The organism is Nocardia sp. NPDC004260 (genome assembly GCF_053603155.1).
Genome location: NZ_JBSGEZ010000031.1, coordinates 36,693 through 52,640, shown reverse-complemented (window position 1 = coordinate 52,640; position 15,948 = coordinate 36,693). Strand labels below are relative to the sequence as shown.

The following is a 15,948-nucleotide window of genomic DNA, read 5'->3' as shown; positions in this document are numbered from 1 at the left end:
TCACTTTGAGACACCAATGGAGATGACAGCGCCGAGAGAGAATGCGGGGCATGACGGGTGTGAACGGTCCACGCGACCGCGAGAAGGCGCGGGTGCGGCGGGAATTGGTCGACGCGGCGCTGCGACTGTTCGAGCTGCATGGGTTCGAGCAGACCACCGTGCAGCAGATCGCCGACGCGGCACAGGTCTCCCGGCGGACCTTCCACCGTCATTTTCCGTCGAAGCTCGCGGTGGTGTTCAGCCACGAGGAAGACCTCATGGCCCAGTTGCTCGCCGCCGTCGACCGCCGCCCGGCGAGCGAATCGGTGCTGACCGCGGTGCGCGCGGCGCTGCACGACTTCTTGCTCGACGAGCGGGACGCACCGTCGCGTGACCGCCAGGCGGAGACCGCGCGCCGAGCCAGGCAGCTGCTGGTCGGCAATCCGGAATTGCGCCGGGAGAACTTCATCGGGGCGCTGGGACGCCAGCGCGCGATGGCGCTGAACTTCGCCGCCCGCGCCGGGCTTCCCGCCGACGACCTGCGACCGCAGCTCACCGCCGCGGCCTGCTTCGCGGCCTTCGGTGTCGGCCTCGACCACTGGATGATGGGGGCGGACCACTCGATCCCGGCCTTGCACCGGGTTCTCGATCGCGCGATCGCGTCGCTCCAGCAGGGCATCGACATCCGGGGCGCCGGCTGAGCGCGCGCCGGATCGGCACAGCCCGCGCCCCAACCTGTTTCGATCGGTCGCATACCATCGCGAAGGTGATCACGGTGGCCACTTGGAACGTCCTGCATCGCGTCCACGCCGAGAACTGGTACGAGGACGTCGCCACCCGGTGGCCGGACGAGGGTGCGCGGATCGCCGAAGTCACCGCGCGGGTGGCCGAACGCACCGAGCGGATCATCGCGTTACAGGAGGTCAGCGGCGATCAACTGGCCAGCCTGCGAATGGCGCTGCCGGATCGAATCTTCCACGCGATGCGGTATCAGCGGTTGCCGACGCCGCGGCGCATGCCCAGTTCCTTGCTCGACGGCGGGGAGTACCTGGTGGTGCTCACCGCGGAGCCGAGCAGGGAGGTGACCGCCGAATCCTTCGCGCACGACCACGGCAAGGGCGCCCTCGTCGTCGACGTCGGCGGGCTGACGGTGATCGCCACCCATGTCACCGGCGACCGGCGGCGCACCGACCAGCTCGCCCGCCTGGCCGAACTCGCCACCGACGCCCCGGAGGACGCCGCGGTGCTGCTGGGTGACTTCAACATCGACCGCGCCACCGTCGCCGCCGGGTTGGGCGACCACTTCACGGTCGCCGAACACCTCGCCGGTGGGCTGCCCACCCGCCCGCGTTCCTCGGGAACGAAGTCGCAGCACATCGACCACGTGGTGGTCCACGGCGCGACCGTCACGGCGGCGTCGGTCGACGACATCGGCGGGGTGTCCGACCACAATCTCGTCCACGCGAGCGTCACGGTGTGAGTCGGCCGGGGTCCGCCTCGATGCCGTCGTGCTGCCGACGCCGAGCGGGCCACGAGTTCGGTGCCGCGGCGATTCCGGTCGAGCCGTGTAGGAGGTCGCGACCGGAGTTCCGGACCAGCGGTGATGCCACGGCATGATCGGCGAGTTGCCGCATCACGTGCGCCGCAACAGCATCCGTCCTGGTCACACCCGAGTCCCGAAACTCCGGGCAGCACGAACGACGTCGGCGCGGACGACGAACGTCGTCACCCTGCCCGTGGCAGAGATGCTCCACGCCAGAACGATTCGGCTCCGGTCTGTGGGCGGGACCCGTCGAGTAGAGTTCGGCGCGGGGGTCCGTTGGGTGTCCGATCCGGCACCTCCCCGCGCTACGACAGGCGGTAGTATGAGTCGGTGCGTAATCCGACGGTAGTGGCGGCGCGGCTGCGCGGCGCGTTCGTCGGATCCGCGGCCGGGGCGGTGAGCATCGCCGCGCACGCACTCGGCGGCGGCGCCATGGCACCCGGCGCGGCGCCGATCGCCCTGCTGATCGCCGCGTGCACGGCGGTCGGCGTGCTGACCGGTGCGCGACCCCGCCGGCACGGGCTCGGCGAGATGATGGCCACGCTGGCGGTGGCGCAAGCCGTCGCGCACCTCGCGTCCACCCTGTCGGCCGCTCATCACCACGACGCGGGCGCGACCTCGGTCATGCTCGGCACGCATCTCGCGGCCGTCCCGCTCGGCGCGCTGCTCATCCGCGCCGCCGAACACGCTGTGGTGCGTGCGGTTTCCGATGTGCGCCACACGGTGCGCGTGCTCGGCGAATGCCCCAGCGCGCCGGCCCGGATCGGCTCGCCCGCGTTCGGGCATGTTCTTCCCCATCCGGGCCGCCCGCTGCTGAGTTCGGGCCCCGGCTTGCGCGGCCCGCCACCGATCCGCTGACCCCTACATCGCGCCGACGAGCATCGCCGGAGCACCGGGCCGCGCCCGACGACCCTGCCCACGATTCGCTTCGGATCATGGCTGCCCACTCCGGCTCGTGAATGTCGTTCCGCCCTCGGATATCACGGCGGTACAGCGCCGGAGAACCGACTCGCCGTGAACCCGATTGCGAAGCGGGCGTTTCGGCGACTCACAGTGCGGCTTCAGGGCCGGATCTGCTGCCGCCGACTCGGATCGGCCTCGTCGCGGTGGGCCAGATGTGACGTGCCCACCGACAGCACCGAGTGACCCGGGCCCGCCGACGGGTCGGTCGATGCCCGGAGCTCCCGAGGCCTTCGTCAGCGCGCACCACACCGAATCTCACGACTTTGCGGAGTTCTCATGACCGTCAACCTTTTCGTCGCACCGCGCACCACTCGCCTCCTGCGTGGCGCGCTCGCCGCCGCGGCGGTGCCCCTTCTGCTGACCGCGTGTTCGTCGGCCGACAACACCGGCACTGTCGCATCCGCCGATGCGGTGACCATCTCCGACCAGTGGGTCAAGGCCGCCGACAGCGGGATGTCGGCCGCGTTCGGCGACCTGACCAACAGCGGCGACACCCCGCGCACCATCGTCTCGGCCACCAGTCCCGCCTCCGGCCGGATCGAGTTGCACGAGGTGGTCACCGACGCGAACGGGACCAAGGCGATGCGGCCCAAGCCCGGCGGCTTCGTCGTTCCGGCGCACGGCCGCACCCAGCTGCGGCCCGGCGGCGACCACATCATGTTCATGGACCTGCACGGGCCGCTGCGCACGGGGGCGGAGACGTCGGTCACGCTGACCTTCGACGACGGCTCGACCACCACCTTCACCGCTCAGGTGCGCGACTTCGCGGGCAACCAGGAGAATTACGTGCCCGATCACATGGGCGGCGAGGCACATGCAGGCGCGCAGACCCCCGCGCACGGTGGCTGACCGCGACGAACCGCGTCCCGCACGGATCAACCGGCGGCGTCTGCTCGGCGGCGGGGCCACCGCGGCCGGCGTCGCCGGTGTCGGGCTCGGCGCGGCCGCGCGCACCGGACGGCGGGAATCCGGTCCCTCGGCCCGGGAAGCGACGGTGCCGTTCTACGGCCCGCACCAAGCCGGGATCGACACCCTCCCACAAACGCACGCGGCATTCGTCGCCTTCGATCTGCGACCGGGTGTCCAGCGCGACGACCTCGTCGGACTGCTGAAGATATGGACCGGCGACGCCGCCCGGCTGACCGAGGGGCGGCCCGCGCTCGCGGACACCGAAGCCGAACTCGCGGTCCGCCCCGCACGACTCACCGTCACGGTGGGTTTCGGGCCCGCGGTGTTCACGGCGTCCGGGCTCGAACATCGCAGGCCGTCCTGGCTGCGGCCGTTGCCCCCGTTCGCCATCGACCGGCTCGAATCCGCCTGGACCGGCGGCGATCTGCTCGTGCAGGTATGCGCGGAGGAGGCGACCACGGTGTCGCACGCGGTGCGTGTGCTGTGCCGGAGCGTGACCTCGCTGGTCACCGTGCGCTGGGTGCAACGCGGATTTCGCAATGCCGCCCCGGGCCGGACACCGCGCAACCTGATGGGCCAGGTCGACGGCACGGTGAACCTGGCGCCCGGCACACCGGAGTTCGCCCGTCTGGTGTGGGACGACGGGGCCGCGCAGCCCTGGCTGCGCGGCGGAACCTCGTGCGTACTGCGGCGGATCGCGATGACGCTGGACACCTGGGACCGGATCGACCGAGAGGAAAGGGAACTCACCGTCGGCCGCACCATCGCCGACGGCGCGCCGCTGACCGGAACCGGCGAGTTCGACGAGCCGGACTTCGCGGCCGTCGACGCGAACGGGATACCGGTCATCCCACCCTCATCGCACATCGCTCGCGCCCATCACACCCACGACGGCGAGCGTTTCCTGCGGCGCGGCTACAACTACGACGACGCCCCCACCCCGGGCGGGACCTCCAACTCGGGCCTGCTGTTCGCCGCCTATCAGCGGGACGTGGACACCCAGTTCCTTCCGGTCCAGCGCCGGCTCGCGGAATTCGACGCTCTCAATGTGTGGACCACACCCATCGGTTCCGCGGTGTTCGCGATCCCGCCCGGGGTCGCCTCACCGGGCGGCTATCTCGGGCAACCGCTGTTCGAGGCGTGAGAGGTGTTCGGCGCCCATGCGGCGCCGGACACCCCAGGCCCACAACACGGCCACCAAGAGGTTCACGATCGCCAGCACGCCGCGGCATCGGCCGGCCACGGCACCGGCTTTCCTCGCCCGCACCGGTGCAGCGCACTCGAAGACCTCGGTCGCCGACCTACGTCGCGTACAGCGTCACCTGACGGATGTGGCGGGGATGCCGCACGACCGACAGTGGATCCCACGACTCGCATCACACCTGCTCGAAGGACTAACCGCATGGTCGAAATCCGACGCGGTCGCACACGGCGGCGAATCACCAAGACTGTCACCACAATCGCGGCCGCAGTCGCCGCGGGCGGTCTCGCCCGACCAGCGGCACGGTGCGCACTCCTTCTCCGGCTCCGCCCCGTTCGCGGGTCCCGCCGCGACCCTACCGAAGCGAACTCCCGGGCCGGCTACGACGCCGACGAGCCCGCGAAGAGACGTCGGCGTCCGTGTAGCGACACGACCGCCCGCGCGACTATCGTGACGAGTCGATCTGTTGGTGGACTTGGCTTCTCACCCCGCGGTGGGAGTATTCGAGGTGACGTATGAGCAGCACATCGGCCACTGTCACGCTCGACCGGCTGCGCCGGGATCTGCGCGAATTCGCGCGCTTGGCCGAAGCGCGTTACGACCCCGCGGTGGTGGATCCGGCGCTGGACGCTCTCGCCGATCTGTGGACCGGCTCGGTGGTCGGTGTGCGCACCACGACCCATCCGGTCCCCGAGCGCGAGGTCAACGCCAGGGTGCAGCACTCGGGCCCACCGGCCGAGTTGGTCGAGACGCTACGCGGTGCCGGACTGATCACCTTCACCGGACATCCCATGGAGCGATTGCTGGCGGAGGTCTGTGCCGAGGTCCCGGCGGGATCGGCCGTTGACCTGTCCCTCACCGGTGGTGTGCAGAAGGTCTGGCTGTTCTTCGCCGATGTCCTCGAGGTCGAGCGAATGCTCGCGTTCCCGGGGATTCCGGACGCGGCGCGCTCGCACACCGAGCACTTGACCCGCTACGGCGGCAAGATCGGCATGCTGGCGCTCGATTTCGCCAGTCGCACCATGAACTTGTACTCCCAGGTGCTGCCGCCCGGTGCGGTCACTTCCGACGACATCGCCACCATTCTGACCGACCTGGATTTCGTCGCGGCCACCGACGAAGAACTGACGCTGTTCGACGGCACATTCAACGTCTACCGCACCTTCTCTTGGACCTCGCCGCGCATGCGACGCATCTGCTTCCCGCAGCGTTACCAGGAATCGAATTTCCCGCGCGACCTCGATCCGGTACTGGCCCGTTTCGTCGACGGGGCGCCGCGCGCCTTCGAAGGGCCACGCGGCTTCACCCTCTACGCCGCCTACGGTCCGCAATCGCGGTACTACAAAGTGCAAGCCGAATACACGACCGTCCATCGTGCCGTCATCCCCGGCGGCGGCGCCGCGCCGCGAGCGAGATAGGCGCGGCTCGTGGTGGTCGCCGCTGACGAAGATGGCCTCGGGGTGCGGCGGACGTTCGTCGTGCCGCACGGGAGGGCAGCGACACCATCTCCGAGCGGATGCGAGCCCTCGACGTGGTCCCCGACGGACGCTCCGACACCGTCGCCGCGACGACGAGCCTTCCGCCGTTCCCCGCCCAAGAGGTGAACTCCGCCGACGTCGTCGACTTGATCACGACCGCACCTACGCGGCGATCGACACCATCCGTGACGTGCCGCGCTCTCGGTGTCCGGCGACGTCAAGGTGACCATCGAGAGGGCCTATCCCCTCGGCGAAGCCGCGCACGCGGTCGCCCACATGCTCGGACACCACGCCAGAGGCAAGATCGTCATCACCGACTAGCTTGCCCGGCGACCGCGGTCCAGCCTTCGCCGCACCTCTGCAAGCCACCGACTCCGATAACCGCACCGTCGGCGGAGTGGCCTGTGCGCCACCGGGGAAGTCGCTCAGCCACCCGTGAACTGGGGTGGTCTGCGCTCCAGCACGGCCGAGACGGCCTCGCGATGGTCCTCGGTGTGATGCGCGGCGGCCTGCATGGCCGCCGACAGTTCGAGCAGGCTTTCCAAGGTCTGGTGTGTGCCTTCGCGCAGCAGCCGCTTGGTCATTCGCAGCACATGCGGCGGATTGGCGCACACGCGGGCAGCGAGCCGGTGGGCCGCGTCCAGGAGTGCGCCGGGCTCGACCACCTCCGAGACCAACCCCCAGTCGAGCGCGGTGTGCGCGTCGATCGGCTCACCGGTGAACGCCATTTCGCAGGCCCTGGCCATGCCGATCGCCCTGGGCAGCAGCCAGGCTCCGCCGTCACCGGGGACCAGGCCGATCTTGACGAAGCTCTCGGCGAACACGGCGGTGGCAACGGCGATCCGCAGGTCGCACAGTAAGGCCAGGTCGCAACCCGCGCCGATGGCCGGGCCGTTGACGGCCGCGATGGTGGGTATCTCGCAGTGATACAGCGCTCTCGGGATCCGCTGAATCCCGTGACGGTATTCCTGACGTAACCGCGCCGGTGTGCCGCCGAACATTCCGGCCCGGTCGCGCATGTGCTTGACGTTGCCGCCGGAGGAGAACGCCGAGCCCGCACCGGTGAGGATGGCCGCCCGGAGGCTGTGGTCCCGGTTGGCCGCCGCCACCGCGTCCTCGAGGGCGCTGATGGTGTCCGCTTCGGAGATCGGATTGCGAGCTCGCGGGTTGTTCAGGGTCCAGACGACCACGTCGCCGGTCCGGTCGATCAGGATCGGGTCACTCATCGCGACCTCCGGACGCTGACTCGGACAGGACGATTCGCACATCCACCGGCGTGAGGTCGTGCCCGGACGCGATCACCGGATTGAGATCGAGTTCGGCTATGTCCGGGTGCGCGGCGACGAAATCCCCGATGCGCACGAGGAATCGCGCGAGCCCGTCACGATCGACCGCGGGCAGGTGCCGGTAGCCGTCGAGCATGCGGGAGGCGATGGTCTCCTCGATCATCTCGTGAGCTTCCGATTCGGTGAGGGGGACGGCTCGGAACGCGACATCCCGGACCGCCTCGACCAGCACCCCACCGGTGCCGAAAGCCAGCACCGGCCCGAAGATCGGATCCCGTGTCGCGCCGACGAGCAACTCCACCCCAGCATCCGCCATGGGGGTCACGATCATTCCGTCGATCCTGGCGTCGGGCACCTCCGCGGTCACCGCCTCGACGATGGCCTCGGCGTTCTCGGTCGCGGTGGAGGCCACCACTCCCAGCCGGACGCCACCGACGTCCGACTTGTGGATCACCTGTGCTGAGACGACTTTCAGTGCACACGGTCGCCGGTACGCGGCTACTGCCGGAGCCACCGCATCCACGTCGCGCGCGAAGGTCCACATGCCGACGTCTACTCCCGCCTCGGCCAGCACCCGCCGCGCGGTCGGCTCGTCGAGGATCCCCGAACCCGGGATGGGCGGGGCGGGCGGCGGCAGTGTCAGCGAGGAGCGCCGGGCGCGTTCGGCGATCAGGCGGCCGCGCCGCTGCAACGCCGCCGCCGCTCGCACGGCGTGCTCGATCGAGCCGAGCACCGGTACGCCGCCGGCGCGCAGCCGGTCGTGATTGGCGATATCGAGACCGGCGTAGCAGCTCTGGACCAGCAAGGGCACATGGTATTCGGCCGAAAGCGCGAGCAAGACGCCCGCCGTCGCGTCTTCGCGGTCACGCAATCCCGCGTCGAAACGCAGGTGGTAGCCACCGAACAGCCCGATGATCAGCACGAGGCCCACCGCGGGATCGCGCATGAGGATCTCGGCGGCTTCGGCGAAGACCATTGGGTCGGTATCGGTGGCGCCGGCCACATCGACGGGGCCGGAAACCGCGGCCGCCGCGCCGAGCACTTTCCGCAATTGTTGCCGGGTGCGTTCCGCGAGCCGCGCGGATTCGATCCCGTACGCGGCCAGGGCGTCCGCCGCCAGCGCGGCGTGTCCACCGCCGTCGCTGAGAATCGCGACCGTGCGCCCCGGGGTGATCGGAGCGCACACGGCGAGGGCTCCCGCCACGACCGCGAGTTCGTCGGAGCGATCGACCAGTTCCACCCCGGCCTGGCGCAGGACGGCGGTCGCCACGGCGTCCGAGCCCGCTATCGAGCCGGTATGCGAGGCCGCGGCGCGCCGGCCCTCCTCCGAGCGGCCGCCGCGCAGCAGGACGACCGGTGTGTCCGGCACGGTCCGAGCGGCCGCCACCAGGAACGACCGCCCGTCGGCGAATCCCTCGGAATGGATCGCCACGACACCGGTTTCCGGATGACGGGCGAGTTCGACCAGGCATTCGTCGTAACGGACGTCGGCTTGGTTGCCCAACCCCACGTACGCGTGAAAGCCGGGACCTCTGAGGGCGCTGTTGTCGTTCACCAACGACAACAGCATGTTCCCGCTCTGCGTGATGACGCTGATCGGTCCGCGCGGAACACCGTGCAGCCCGACCAGATTCGCACCCGACGTGAGGTTGAGCAGGCCGGAGGTGTTGGGACCGATGACGCGGATGCCGGTCTCGTCGATCGCGGCTGCCAGCGCGGCGGCGAGATCGGCGCCGTCCGCCCCGATCTCACCGAAACCGTTGGCGAGCACCACTGCTCCGGCGATGCCCGCGGCCGCGCATTCACGCAGCGCGCCGGGCACGGCGGCGGCGGGCAGAGCGATCAGCGCGACATCGGCGCCGGGAGGAACCTGATCGAGCGACGCGCAGACATCCAGGCCGAGTATTTGCCCGGCAGTGGGATTGACCGGGTAGACGGGGTTTTCGTAACCGGCCTCTTGCAGAGCGCGAATGGCCTGGTGACCGCGCTTCGCCGGGTCGGAGGACGCACCGACCACCACGACGGAGCGTGGATCCAACAGACGTTCGAGCGCGGTGCGGACCGAGGCGTCGAGTGTGGGCACGTCACTTCCCTTCGAACACAGGGGTGCGGCGTTCGGCGAACGCCGCGACGCCCTCGGCCCAGTCTCTGGTCGCCATCAACTCCAGGATCTGGCGCGGCTCACCGGCGAGCGCGACTTCCAGGGGATCGTCACGGCGCAGCGCGGCCTTCATCCGCGCCAGCGACAACGGCGCTTTCCCCGCCAATGTGTCGGCGAGTCCGCGCGCCGTATCGAGAAGGACGTCGCCGGGCACCGACGCGTAGGCCAAACCCCACTCGAACGCTTGTGTGCCCGTGCAGCGCTCGCCTAGGACGAGCAGATCGGTGGCGCGGCGCAGACCGATCAAACGCGGTAACCGGTGGGTGACTCCGCCGCCGACGAACGTCCCGATGCTCACCTCGGGGAAACCGAGCTGCGCGTCCTCGGCCATCACGAGGAAGTCCGCGCTCACCGCCATTTCGGCGCCGGCGCCCAGCGCGTACCCGGCGACGGCGGCGACGACCGGCGTGTCCATTCGCTGGATCTGCTCGCACGCCCGCTGGGCGAGATCGAGGTAGCGCGCTTGCTCGGTGGGCGTGCGGGAGCCGGCGTGGTGCGCCTTCAGGTCGGCGCCCGCACAGAACGCGCGGCCCGCACCGTGGAGGACCACGCAGCGCACGGCCGGATCGGAGTCGGCGACCACCAGATGGCCGATCAACGCTTCGTAGAGCTCTTCGCTGACCGCGTTGAGCCGTTCCGGATGGTTCAACGTCAGCGTCGCTATCGGACCGGACCTGCTCACCAGCACCATGGACATTCGCACATCTCCTCCTGCTCGGGTCGGGTCACACTATGCCATACAAGTTGCATTCCCAGCTCTGAATGCAATTCAGTTTGCATGCACGGTGACGCGGGTGTTGCATGACCGACCATCAGTTACCCGGGTCACAGCCCACGGTCCTTGGGAGGCATCGTGCCCACCTCAATTCCCCCTACGCGAAATCTGCAGCACACCATCACCACTCGTCAGCTCACGATGATCGGGATCGGCGGCGTCATCGGCGCCGGGTTGTTCGTCGGCAGCGGCAACGCGATCGCGGCCGCCGGACCCGGCATCGTCCTGGCCTATCTGCTCACCGGCCTGGTCGTGATCCTGGTGATGCGCATGCTGGCCGAACTGGCCACGGCGCGCCCGGAGACCGGCTCGTTCTCCAGTTACGCCTCACGCGAACTCGGGCCATGGGCCGGACTGTCGGTCGGCTGGGTGTACAGCTACCACTGGTCGGTGACGGTCGCTTTCGAGGCCGTCGCCGGTGGCGCGATCGCCAACCAGCTGGCGCCTGCGGTGCCCGCCTGGGCGTTCGCCCTGCTCTTTCTGAGCGCCCTGACCGGAGTGAACTTGGCCGCGGTGAGCTCGTTCGCGCGTTTCGAGTTCTGGTTCGCCTTGATCAAGGTCGCCGCGATCGTCGTCTTCATCGGCGTCGGTATCGCGGCGATCTGCGGCGCTTTCACCCACTACACCGCACCGGGCACGACGAACCTGCTGGGCCGAGGAGGGTTGTTGCCCAACGGATTCACTCCCCTGCTGGCCGCGTCGCTGACGGTCTTCTTCTCCTACTTCGGCACCGAATTGGTCACCATCGCCGCCGGTGAGGCCGACGATCCGGTCAACGCCGTGCGGGCGAGCATGCGCAGCGTCGCCGGGCGCATCCTCGTCTTCTACGTGGGCTCGATCCTGGTCGTCGTGACCTTGCTGCCGTGGGACAGCGCCGAGATCACCGAAAGTCCGTACACCGCGGTGCTGAACCTGCTGGGGATTCCCGGCGCGAGGACCATCATGAACCTGATCGTGCTCACCGCGGTGCTGTCGTGCCTGAACTCGGGGCTCTACTCCGCGTCGCGCATGCTGTTCGCGCTGGCCCAACGCGGAGAGGGGCCGCGACCGCTGGGCCGCGTCACCCGCTCCGGTGTGCCGACGGCCGGGGTTCTCGCCGCCGCGAGCGCCGGATTCCTGGCCGTGGCCGCGAACTACTTCCTGCCCACCGGAGCGGTTTTCAGCTTCCTGCTCAGCTCGTCCGGCGCCGTTGCGGTGGTGGTCTACCTGTGCATCTGCGCCACGTACATCGCCGGTCGACGCAACCGCGCCGCCGTGGAATCCGCCGCGCCGGCGGTACGGATGTGGGGGGCTCCCTATCTGCCGTACCTGGTCTTGGTCACCTTGCTGGGCATCGTGGTGGGGATGGTGTTCGGTTCCGATACCCGAACGCCGCTGGCGCTCACCCTGGTGGTCACGACCCTGGCCGTCGCCGCGGGCCTGCTGCACCAACGTCGCGCCGACCGGGGCGCGGCGATGACGCCGGTGAAATAGCCACCGGCAGAACAGGATCAGACGCCGTCGGCGGCGTATACGCCGAATTCGGCCAGCAGTCTTTCCTCCTCCAACAAGGTCTCGCGGACCTCACGGCCGAGGAGGTGCGCCACCGCGCCGGACAACGCCTGGACGATCGACGTGAAGGCGGTGATCGAGCGCAGCACGCTCGCGCTCGACGCCTCGACGTAGAAGGTCTCGTGCGCCGCCGCCGCCAGCGGCGAGGCCGGGGTGTCGGTCAGGGCCACGACGTGGGCGCCACGCTGACGGGCCCACCGCGCCGCACGGACCGTGTCGGAGCTGTAGCGATGGATCGAGATCGCCACGAAGCAATCCCCCGCGCGAACACGGCGCAGTTCGTCGGTCAGCGACCCCCTGGTCCCCGTCACGGTGGCCACGTCCTCACGCAACAGACCGAGCAGGTAGCCCAGCAGATAAGCAGGCGCGTGGCACTTGCGCAGGCCCATCACGTGCACTCGGGGCGCGCGCGCCAGCTGGGCGGCCACCGCGTCCCAAGTGGCGTCCGCGATGCTCGCGAAGGAACGCGCGATGTTGGCCTGGTCCAGCACCACCTGGCTCTCCCGCAGGCCGGCACCCTGCGCCACCAAGTGTTCGAGGTTCTCGAAACGGCGCAGCAACTGGGCCCGCTCCTGCAGCCGCTCCTGACAGAGGCGGGCCAAGCCGGGATATCCCTTCAGCCCGAGGCCATTCGCGAACCGCACCACCGTCGCCTCGTTGACGCCGACCGCGCTCGCCAGATCGGACACGGTCATGAACGCCACCGCCTCCGGGTCGGACAGCACGCGCTCGGCCAGCTTCTTGTGCGAGGCCGACAGCGAATCCCATCTGGCGCGCATCTCGGTGACCAGATCGTCGAATGTCGCCGGACCCGTCGCCGACTCAGCATTCGCGCCCACCGCGCCTCCTCCACCACTTCGACCACCACGAATTCTTTCCCAATCTATCCGACCGAGCCGACCGGCCCCCCGGGTCGGTCCCCGATCCGAGGAGCAGGAAATCGGTCGCGGTGGAGCGCACATGCCGCCCCACCGCCCGGCTCGCACCGAATTTCGCGGCATCGTCGCGTTCGCCGTCTGATGCACACCACCAGCACGATTTCATTGGTGATGCCAATCAAAATTGAGTATAGTTGGCGGAGCCAATGTTAGTGTCGCCAACGAAAGAGGCTCTCATGTCCACGAACACCCTGATCGCCGATCGGATCGAGATCGCCGATCTGTTCGCGCGCCTGGCGCGCCTGCTCGACGAGAAGCGATGGGAGGACGCGGCCACCGTCTTCGCCGACGATGTGGCGATCCACTCGCCCCGTAACGGCGAACTCCAGGGCATCGACAACCTGGTCGGCCTCATGCGACAGGCCGAGGTCGCGGAGGAGCACACCCAGCACGTGACCACTGATCTGCTGGTGGACGTCCACGGCGACCAGGCGGCTGCCTCGGCGAACTCGCTCGTGTACTTCTTCCGCGAAGGCCGAGCACCCCATCGAACGAGCGGCCTGCGCATGGCGTGCACCGTCGTACGGACGCCTGCGGGCTGGCGACTCGGGGAGTCGCGGACCACACTCGCCTGGATGCACGAGGAGTGATCTCTCCCCACCCCGCCGGCTCGGCCCGGCGGGGGCCGGGATTGTTACCGCGTAACCGGATCAGGACGCGGTCAGCTCGGCGGCGAAGAGCTCGCGCACCCGCTGCCAGGAATCCTCGGCGGCTTGCTTGTCGTACACCTCACGGCCGGGGAAGAAGAAGGCGTGCCGAGCCTCGGGATACACCACCACGTCGTGCCGGACACCCGCCGACGACAACGCCGCACCGATCCGCTCCCGCTGATCGGCATCGATGATGTGATCCTGCCCGCCGAAGAACAGCGCCAGCCGAGCGGTGATACCAGGCGTCGCCGCCGACAGCGGATCCGGAACGCTCAACGCCATACCCGAGTCGGGCACCCATCCCGGGTAGTAGATGGCGGCGGCGCGCAGCGGCAGCCGGGTCGCCGCGAAATAGGTGACGTGGCCACCGAGGCTGAAGCCCAACATGCCGATCCGGTCACCGGCCCCGGCATGCTCGCGGGCATGCTCGGCGGCGGCGCGCAGATCCGCCTCGACACCGTCGCGGGTCAACCGGCCCAGCAGTTCGAACGCGCGGGCCCGGTTGGCATCGCTCTCCTCGAACCCGGCAGAGGTCTCGGGACCGGAGCGGTGGTACAGATTCGGCGCGATCGCCACATACCCCAGAGCGGCGACATCGCGCACGACGGCCCGGACCTCATCGGTCAGCCCCCACAACTCGGCTCCGACCAGGACGAGCGGGTAGTCGCCCGCCCCCTCCGGCCGGGCGAGATAAGCCGCCATGGGTGTCGCGTCGTCCTGGGGGATTTCGATCTGCTCGGCCGTGATCTCGTATGTCACGAGGTCACTCTAACCGCTTCGGATCGCCACCGCGCCAGAGGAAATCGCGCACCGGCTCTCCGGAATCACGGGCACCGCGTCAGGACGCCCAGCGCACTGCACCCGGACGGCGGATCCGGCCCGACGCCCTCGGCTGCGCCGGGATCGCCGCCTATCCGATGCGTCGCGGCCTCCGACCTGACCGCGAGGGCCCCGACTCGAGCGGCGAGGGGTTCGCGCCGTACACCGTCGCAGGTGGCAAGTCGTCCGCTTGCGGCGAAGTCGCTGCCGTGCCTGTAATGAGCGCGAGCACCCGCCGAGGCGGGGTGAGACCGGGGTGGACGGCGTGGCGGTCCGCCGACCGCGAGGAGTATGCCGAGGAGGCGAGGACGCCCGGGTTCACACCGTGCCGGCGTGGACCAAATGCGGCACCGAATTCGCGGACCGAGCGGCGGCTCCGACGCCATACGCGCTCAACAACTCTGTCGCAGTATGGTCTTCGACCCGTGTGAAGCCGAAGGACAGCAACGCATCGCGGATCTCCTCCGCGGTGAAGAAACTGAGCCATGGCTCGCCGACCGCGGCGACGCGATCCGCGCGTGCCTGCCTGTCGTCGGCCACGACGTCATGCGGCGCCGAGGAGGGCGGGTACAAATAGTCGAAGACCACCTCCGCGGCGGCGCCGTGACCGGCGATGTAGCGCAGCGTGTCATCGACCGATGCCCTGGTCAGGTACATGACAACACCCAGCCAGACGAACAACGCGTCGCTGCTGCGGTCCAGACCGGCCGCGGCCAATCCGGCGGCGAGCGTGGACTCTTCGAAGTCGATCGGGGCGAACGTCAGCGATGGCGGGACGGCGATTTCGGCCTCGGCAAGCCTGCGCCGCTTCCATTGCTGGGTGTCGGGATGATCGACCTCGAAGAATCGCACGTTCTCGTGGGTATTGCGGTAGGCGCTGGTGTCCAGCCCCGCACCGAGGACGACTACTTGGTTCGTCCCCCGCGCCACCGCGGCCGCCACGACGTCATCGGCGAAGCGGCTGCGCGCCGCGATGAACAAACGCCGTCGACGAGCCAGGTCCGCGTCGACGCCTCGGTCGAATTCGCTCGCCCCGACGGCGGTTTCGCCGACGATCCGCACAGCCAGCGGATCCGTGAACACCCGCGGCTCGTCGGCGATCTGATGGTGGGCCCTCGCTCGCGCTACGGCCATGGCGGTTCTACTCGGTTCCCCGACCTGCATGCCGCCACCCTACCGATCGGACCGAATCACCCACACACCAGACGGTGACCGTCGCCGCTTGACGCACCACCACCAAAATGAGAGCATTGCTCTCAAGAAAGAGCGGTTATCACTGGAGGTAGTTGTGCTCGGCGCGGTCAAAGCGGCCAATCTCGGCCTGATGTTCTTGTTGGAGTTGAGCGTGCTGGGGAGCGCCGGATACTGGGGTTTCACCGTGAACTCGCAGTGGCCGATGAAGATCGTGGCGGGCATCGGCACGCCCCTGCTGCTCGCGGTGCTCTGGGGACTGTTCGCCGCAGGCGGCGGAACCAATGCCACGTACCCGTTGCACGGTTTCGCTCGAATGCTGTTCGAATTGGCCTGGTTCGGCACCGGCGCGTTGGCGCTGTACGGTGCCGCGTCACTCACCCCGGCCGCGATCCTGTTCGCCTGCTACCTCGTCAACGGCGTGCTGCGCCTGGCGTGGAACCAGGGGTGACGCCGGCGCCGCCGCCGCTCGGCTCCGAGCACCCAGTCGCAGACCCTGTCCAC

The 15,948-nt window shown here is 69.2% G+C and carries 16 protein-coding genes and 1 pseudogene; 11 read left to right on the top strand and 6 right to left on the bottom strand.

Features of this window, described 5'->3' with window-relative positions:
* Positions 1-50: 50 nt before the first annotated feature.
* From ACWEO7_RS19580 to ACWEO7_RS19545, 8 genes and pseudogenes are all read left to right on the top strand, one after another.
* Positions 51-680, top strand: coding sequence for a TetR/AcrR family transcriptional regulator (locus ACWEO7_RS19580; protein ID WP_452425028.1), 630 nt, complete (start codon positions 51-53; stop codon positions 678-680).
* Between the two features lie 65 nt (positions 681-745).
* A complete protein-coding gene (locus ACWEO7_RS19575) occupies positions 746-1,459 on the top strand; it encodes an endonuclease/exonuclease/phosphatase family protein (RefSeq protein WP_452425026.1) in 714 nt (237 codons plus the stop codon).
* A gap of 393 nt (positions 1,460-1,852) precedes the next feature.
* The gene (locus ACWEO7_RS19570; RefSeq protein WP_452425024.1) at positions 1,853-2,380 is read left to right on the top strand and encodes a hypothetical protein; all 528 of its coding nucleotides are present in this window, start codon (positions 1,853-1,855) and stop codon (positions 2,378-2,380) included.
* A gap of 381 nt (positions 2,381-2,761) precedes the next feature.
* Complete coding sequence (locus ACWEO7_RS19565) at positions 2,762-3,334, top strand: copper chaperone PCu(A)C (protein WP_452425022.1); 573 nt, start codon at positions 2,762-2,764, stop codon at positions 3,332-3,334.
* On the top strand, positions 3,300-4,538 hold the full coding sequence (locus ACWEO7_RS19560) for a Dyp-type peroxidase (protein WP_452425020.1): 1,239 nt from the start codon (positions 3,300-3,302) through the stop codon (positions 4,536-4,538). Before ACWEO7_RS19565 ends, ACWEO7_RS19560 begins: the two co-directional genes overlap by 35 nt.
* A gap of 572 nt (positions 4,539-5,110) precedes the next feature.
* Positions 5,111-6,013 carry an aromatic prenyltransferase gene (locus tag ACWEO7_RS19555; protein WP_452425018.1) on the top strand — a complete coding sequence of 301 codons (903 nt, stop codon included), beginning with the start codon at positions 5,111-5,113 and terminating at the stop codon, positions 6,011-6,013.
* Positions 6,014-6,078: 65 nt separating this feature from the next.
* Positions 6,079-6,266 (top strand): annotated as a pseudogene (locus tag ACWEO7_RS19550) (DNA starvation/stationary phase protection protein); the annotation flags it as partial.
* Between the two features lie 11 nt (positions 6,267-6,277).
* Positions 6,278-6,394, top strand: a complete 117-nt coding sequence (locus ACWEO7_RS19545) for a zinc-binding dehydrogenase (RefSeq protein ID WP_452425017.1) — start codon at positions 6,278-6,280, stop codon at positions 6,392-6,394.
* 104 nt (positions 6,395-6,498) lie between these two features.
* On the opposite strand, the gene ACWEO7_RS19540 is transcribed toward ACWEO7_RS19545, so the two are convergent.
* The 3 genes from ACWEO7_RS19540 to ACWEO7_RS19530 are packed head-to-tail and all read right to left on the bottom strand — an operon-like array spanning position 6,499 to position 10,217.
* The gene (locus ACWEO7_RS19540; protein WP_452425015.1) at positions 6,499-7,299 is read right to left on the bottom strand and encodes a crotonase/enoyl-CoA hydratase family protein; all 801 of its coding nucleotides are present in this window, start codon (positions 7,297-7,299) and stop codon (positions 6,499-6,501) included.
* On the bottom strand, positions 7,292-9,442 hold the full coding sequence (locus ACWEO7_RS19535) for an acetate--CoA ligase family protein (protein WP_452425014.1): 2,151 nt from the start codon (positions 9,440-9,442) through the stop codon (positions 7,292-7,294). The genes ACWEO7_RS19540 and ACWEO7_RS19535 overlap by 8 nt, the downstream gene beginning before the upstream one ends.
* A 1-nt stretch (position 9,443) precedes the next feature.
* Positions 9,444-10,217, bottom strand: coding sequence for an enoyl-CoA hydratase/isomerase family protein (locus ACWEO7_RS19530; protein WP_452425012.1), 774 nt, complete (start codon positions 10,215-10,217; stop codon positions 9,444-9,446).
* A gap of 156 nt (positions 10,218-10,373) precedes the next feature.
* On the opposite strand from ACWEO7_RS19530, the gene ACWEO7_RS19525 reads away from it, so the two are divergent.
* Complete coding sequence (locus ACWEO7_RS19525; RefSeq protein ID WP_452425010.1) at positions 10,374-11,768, top strand: amino acid permease; 1,395 nt, start codon at positions 10,374-10,376, stop codon at positions 11,766-11,768.
* 17 nt (positions 11,769-11,785) lie between these two features.
* Here the strand turns inward: ACWEO7_RS19525 and ACWEO7_RS19520 are convergent, their stop codons facing one another.
* Positions 11,786-12,685 (bottom strand): MurR/RpiR family transcriptional regulator, encoded by a 900-nt coding sequence (locus ACWEO7_RS19520; RefSeq protein ID WP_452425008.1) that lies wholly within the window; start codon positions 12,683-12,685, stop codon positions 11,786-11,788.
* A 275-nt stretch (positions 12,686-12,960) separates the two neighbouring features.
* Here ACWEO7_RS19520 and ACWEO7_RS19515 point away from each other — a divergent pair, with 275 nt between their 5' ends.
* Positions 12,961-13,374: a nuclear transport factor 2 family protein gene (locus tag ACWEO7_RS19515; protein WP_452425006.1), complete on the top strand. Its 414-nt coding sequence runs from the start codon at positions 12,961-12,963 to the stop codon at positions 13,372-13,374.
* Positions 13,375-13,434: 60 nt separating this feature from the next.
* Here ACWEO7_RS19515 and ACWEO7_RS19510 read toward each other — a convergent pair whose 3' ends face one another.
* Both ACWEO7_RS19510 and ACWEO7_RS19505 read right to left on the bottom strand, forming a co-directional pair.
* Positions 13,435-14,193 (bottom strand): dienelactone hydrolase family protein, encoded by a 759-nt coding sequence (locus ACWEO7_RS19510; protein WP_450023518.1) that lies wholly within the window; start codon positions 14,191-14,193, stop codon positions 13,435-13,437.
* Positions 14,194-14,571: 378 nt separating this feature from the next.
* Positions 14,572-15,387 (bottom strand): class I SAM-dependent methyltransferase, encoded by an 816-nt coding sequence (locus ACWEO7_RS19505; RefSeq protein WP_452425004.1) that lies wholly within the window; start codon positions 15,385-15,387, stop codon positions 14,572-14,574.
* 154 nt (positions 15,388-15,541) lie between these two features.
* Here ACWEO7_RS19505 and ACWEO7_RS19500 point away from each other — a divergent pair, with 154 nt between their 5' ends.
* Positions 15,542-15,895 carry a YrdB family protein gene (locus tag ACWEO7_RS19500; protein ID WP_452425003.1) on the top strand — a complete coding sequence of 118 codons (354 nt, stop codon included), beginning with the start codon at positions 15,542-15,544 and terminating at the stop codon, positions 15,893-15,895.
* The last annotated feature ends 53 nt before the right edge of the window (positions 15,896-15,948 follow it).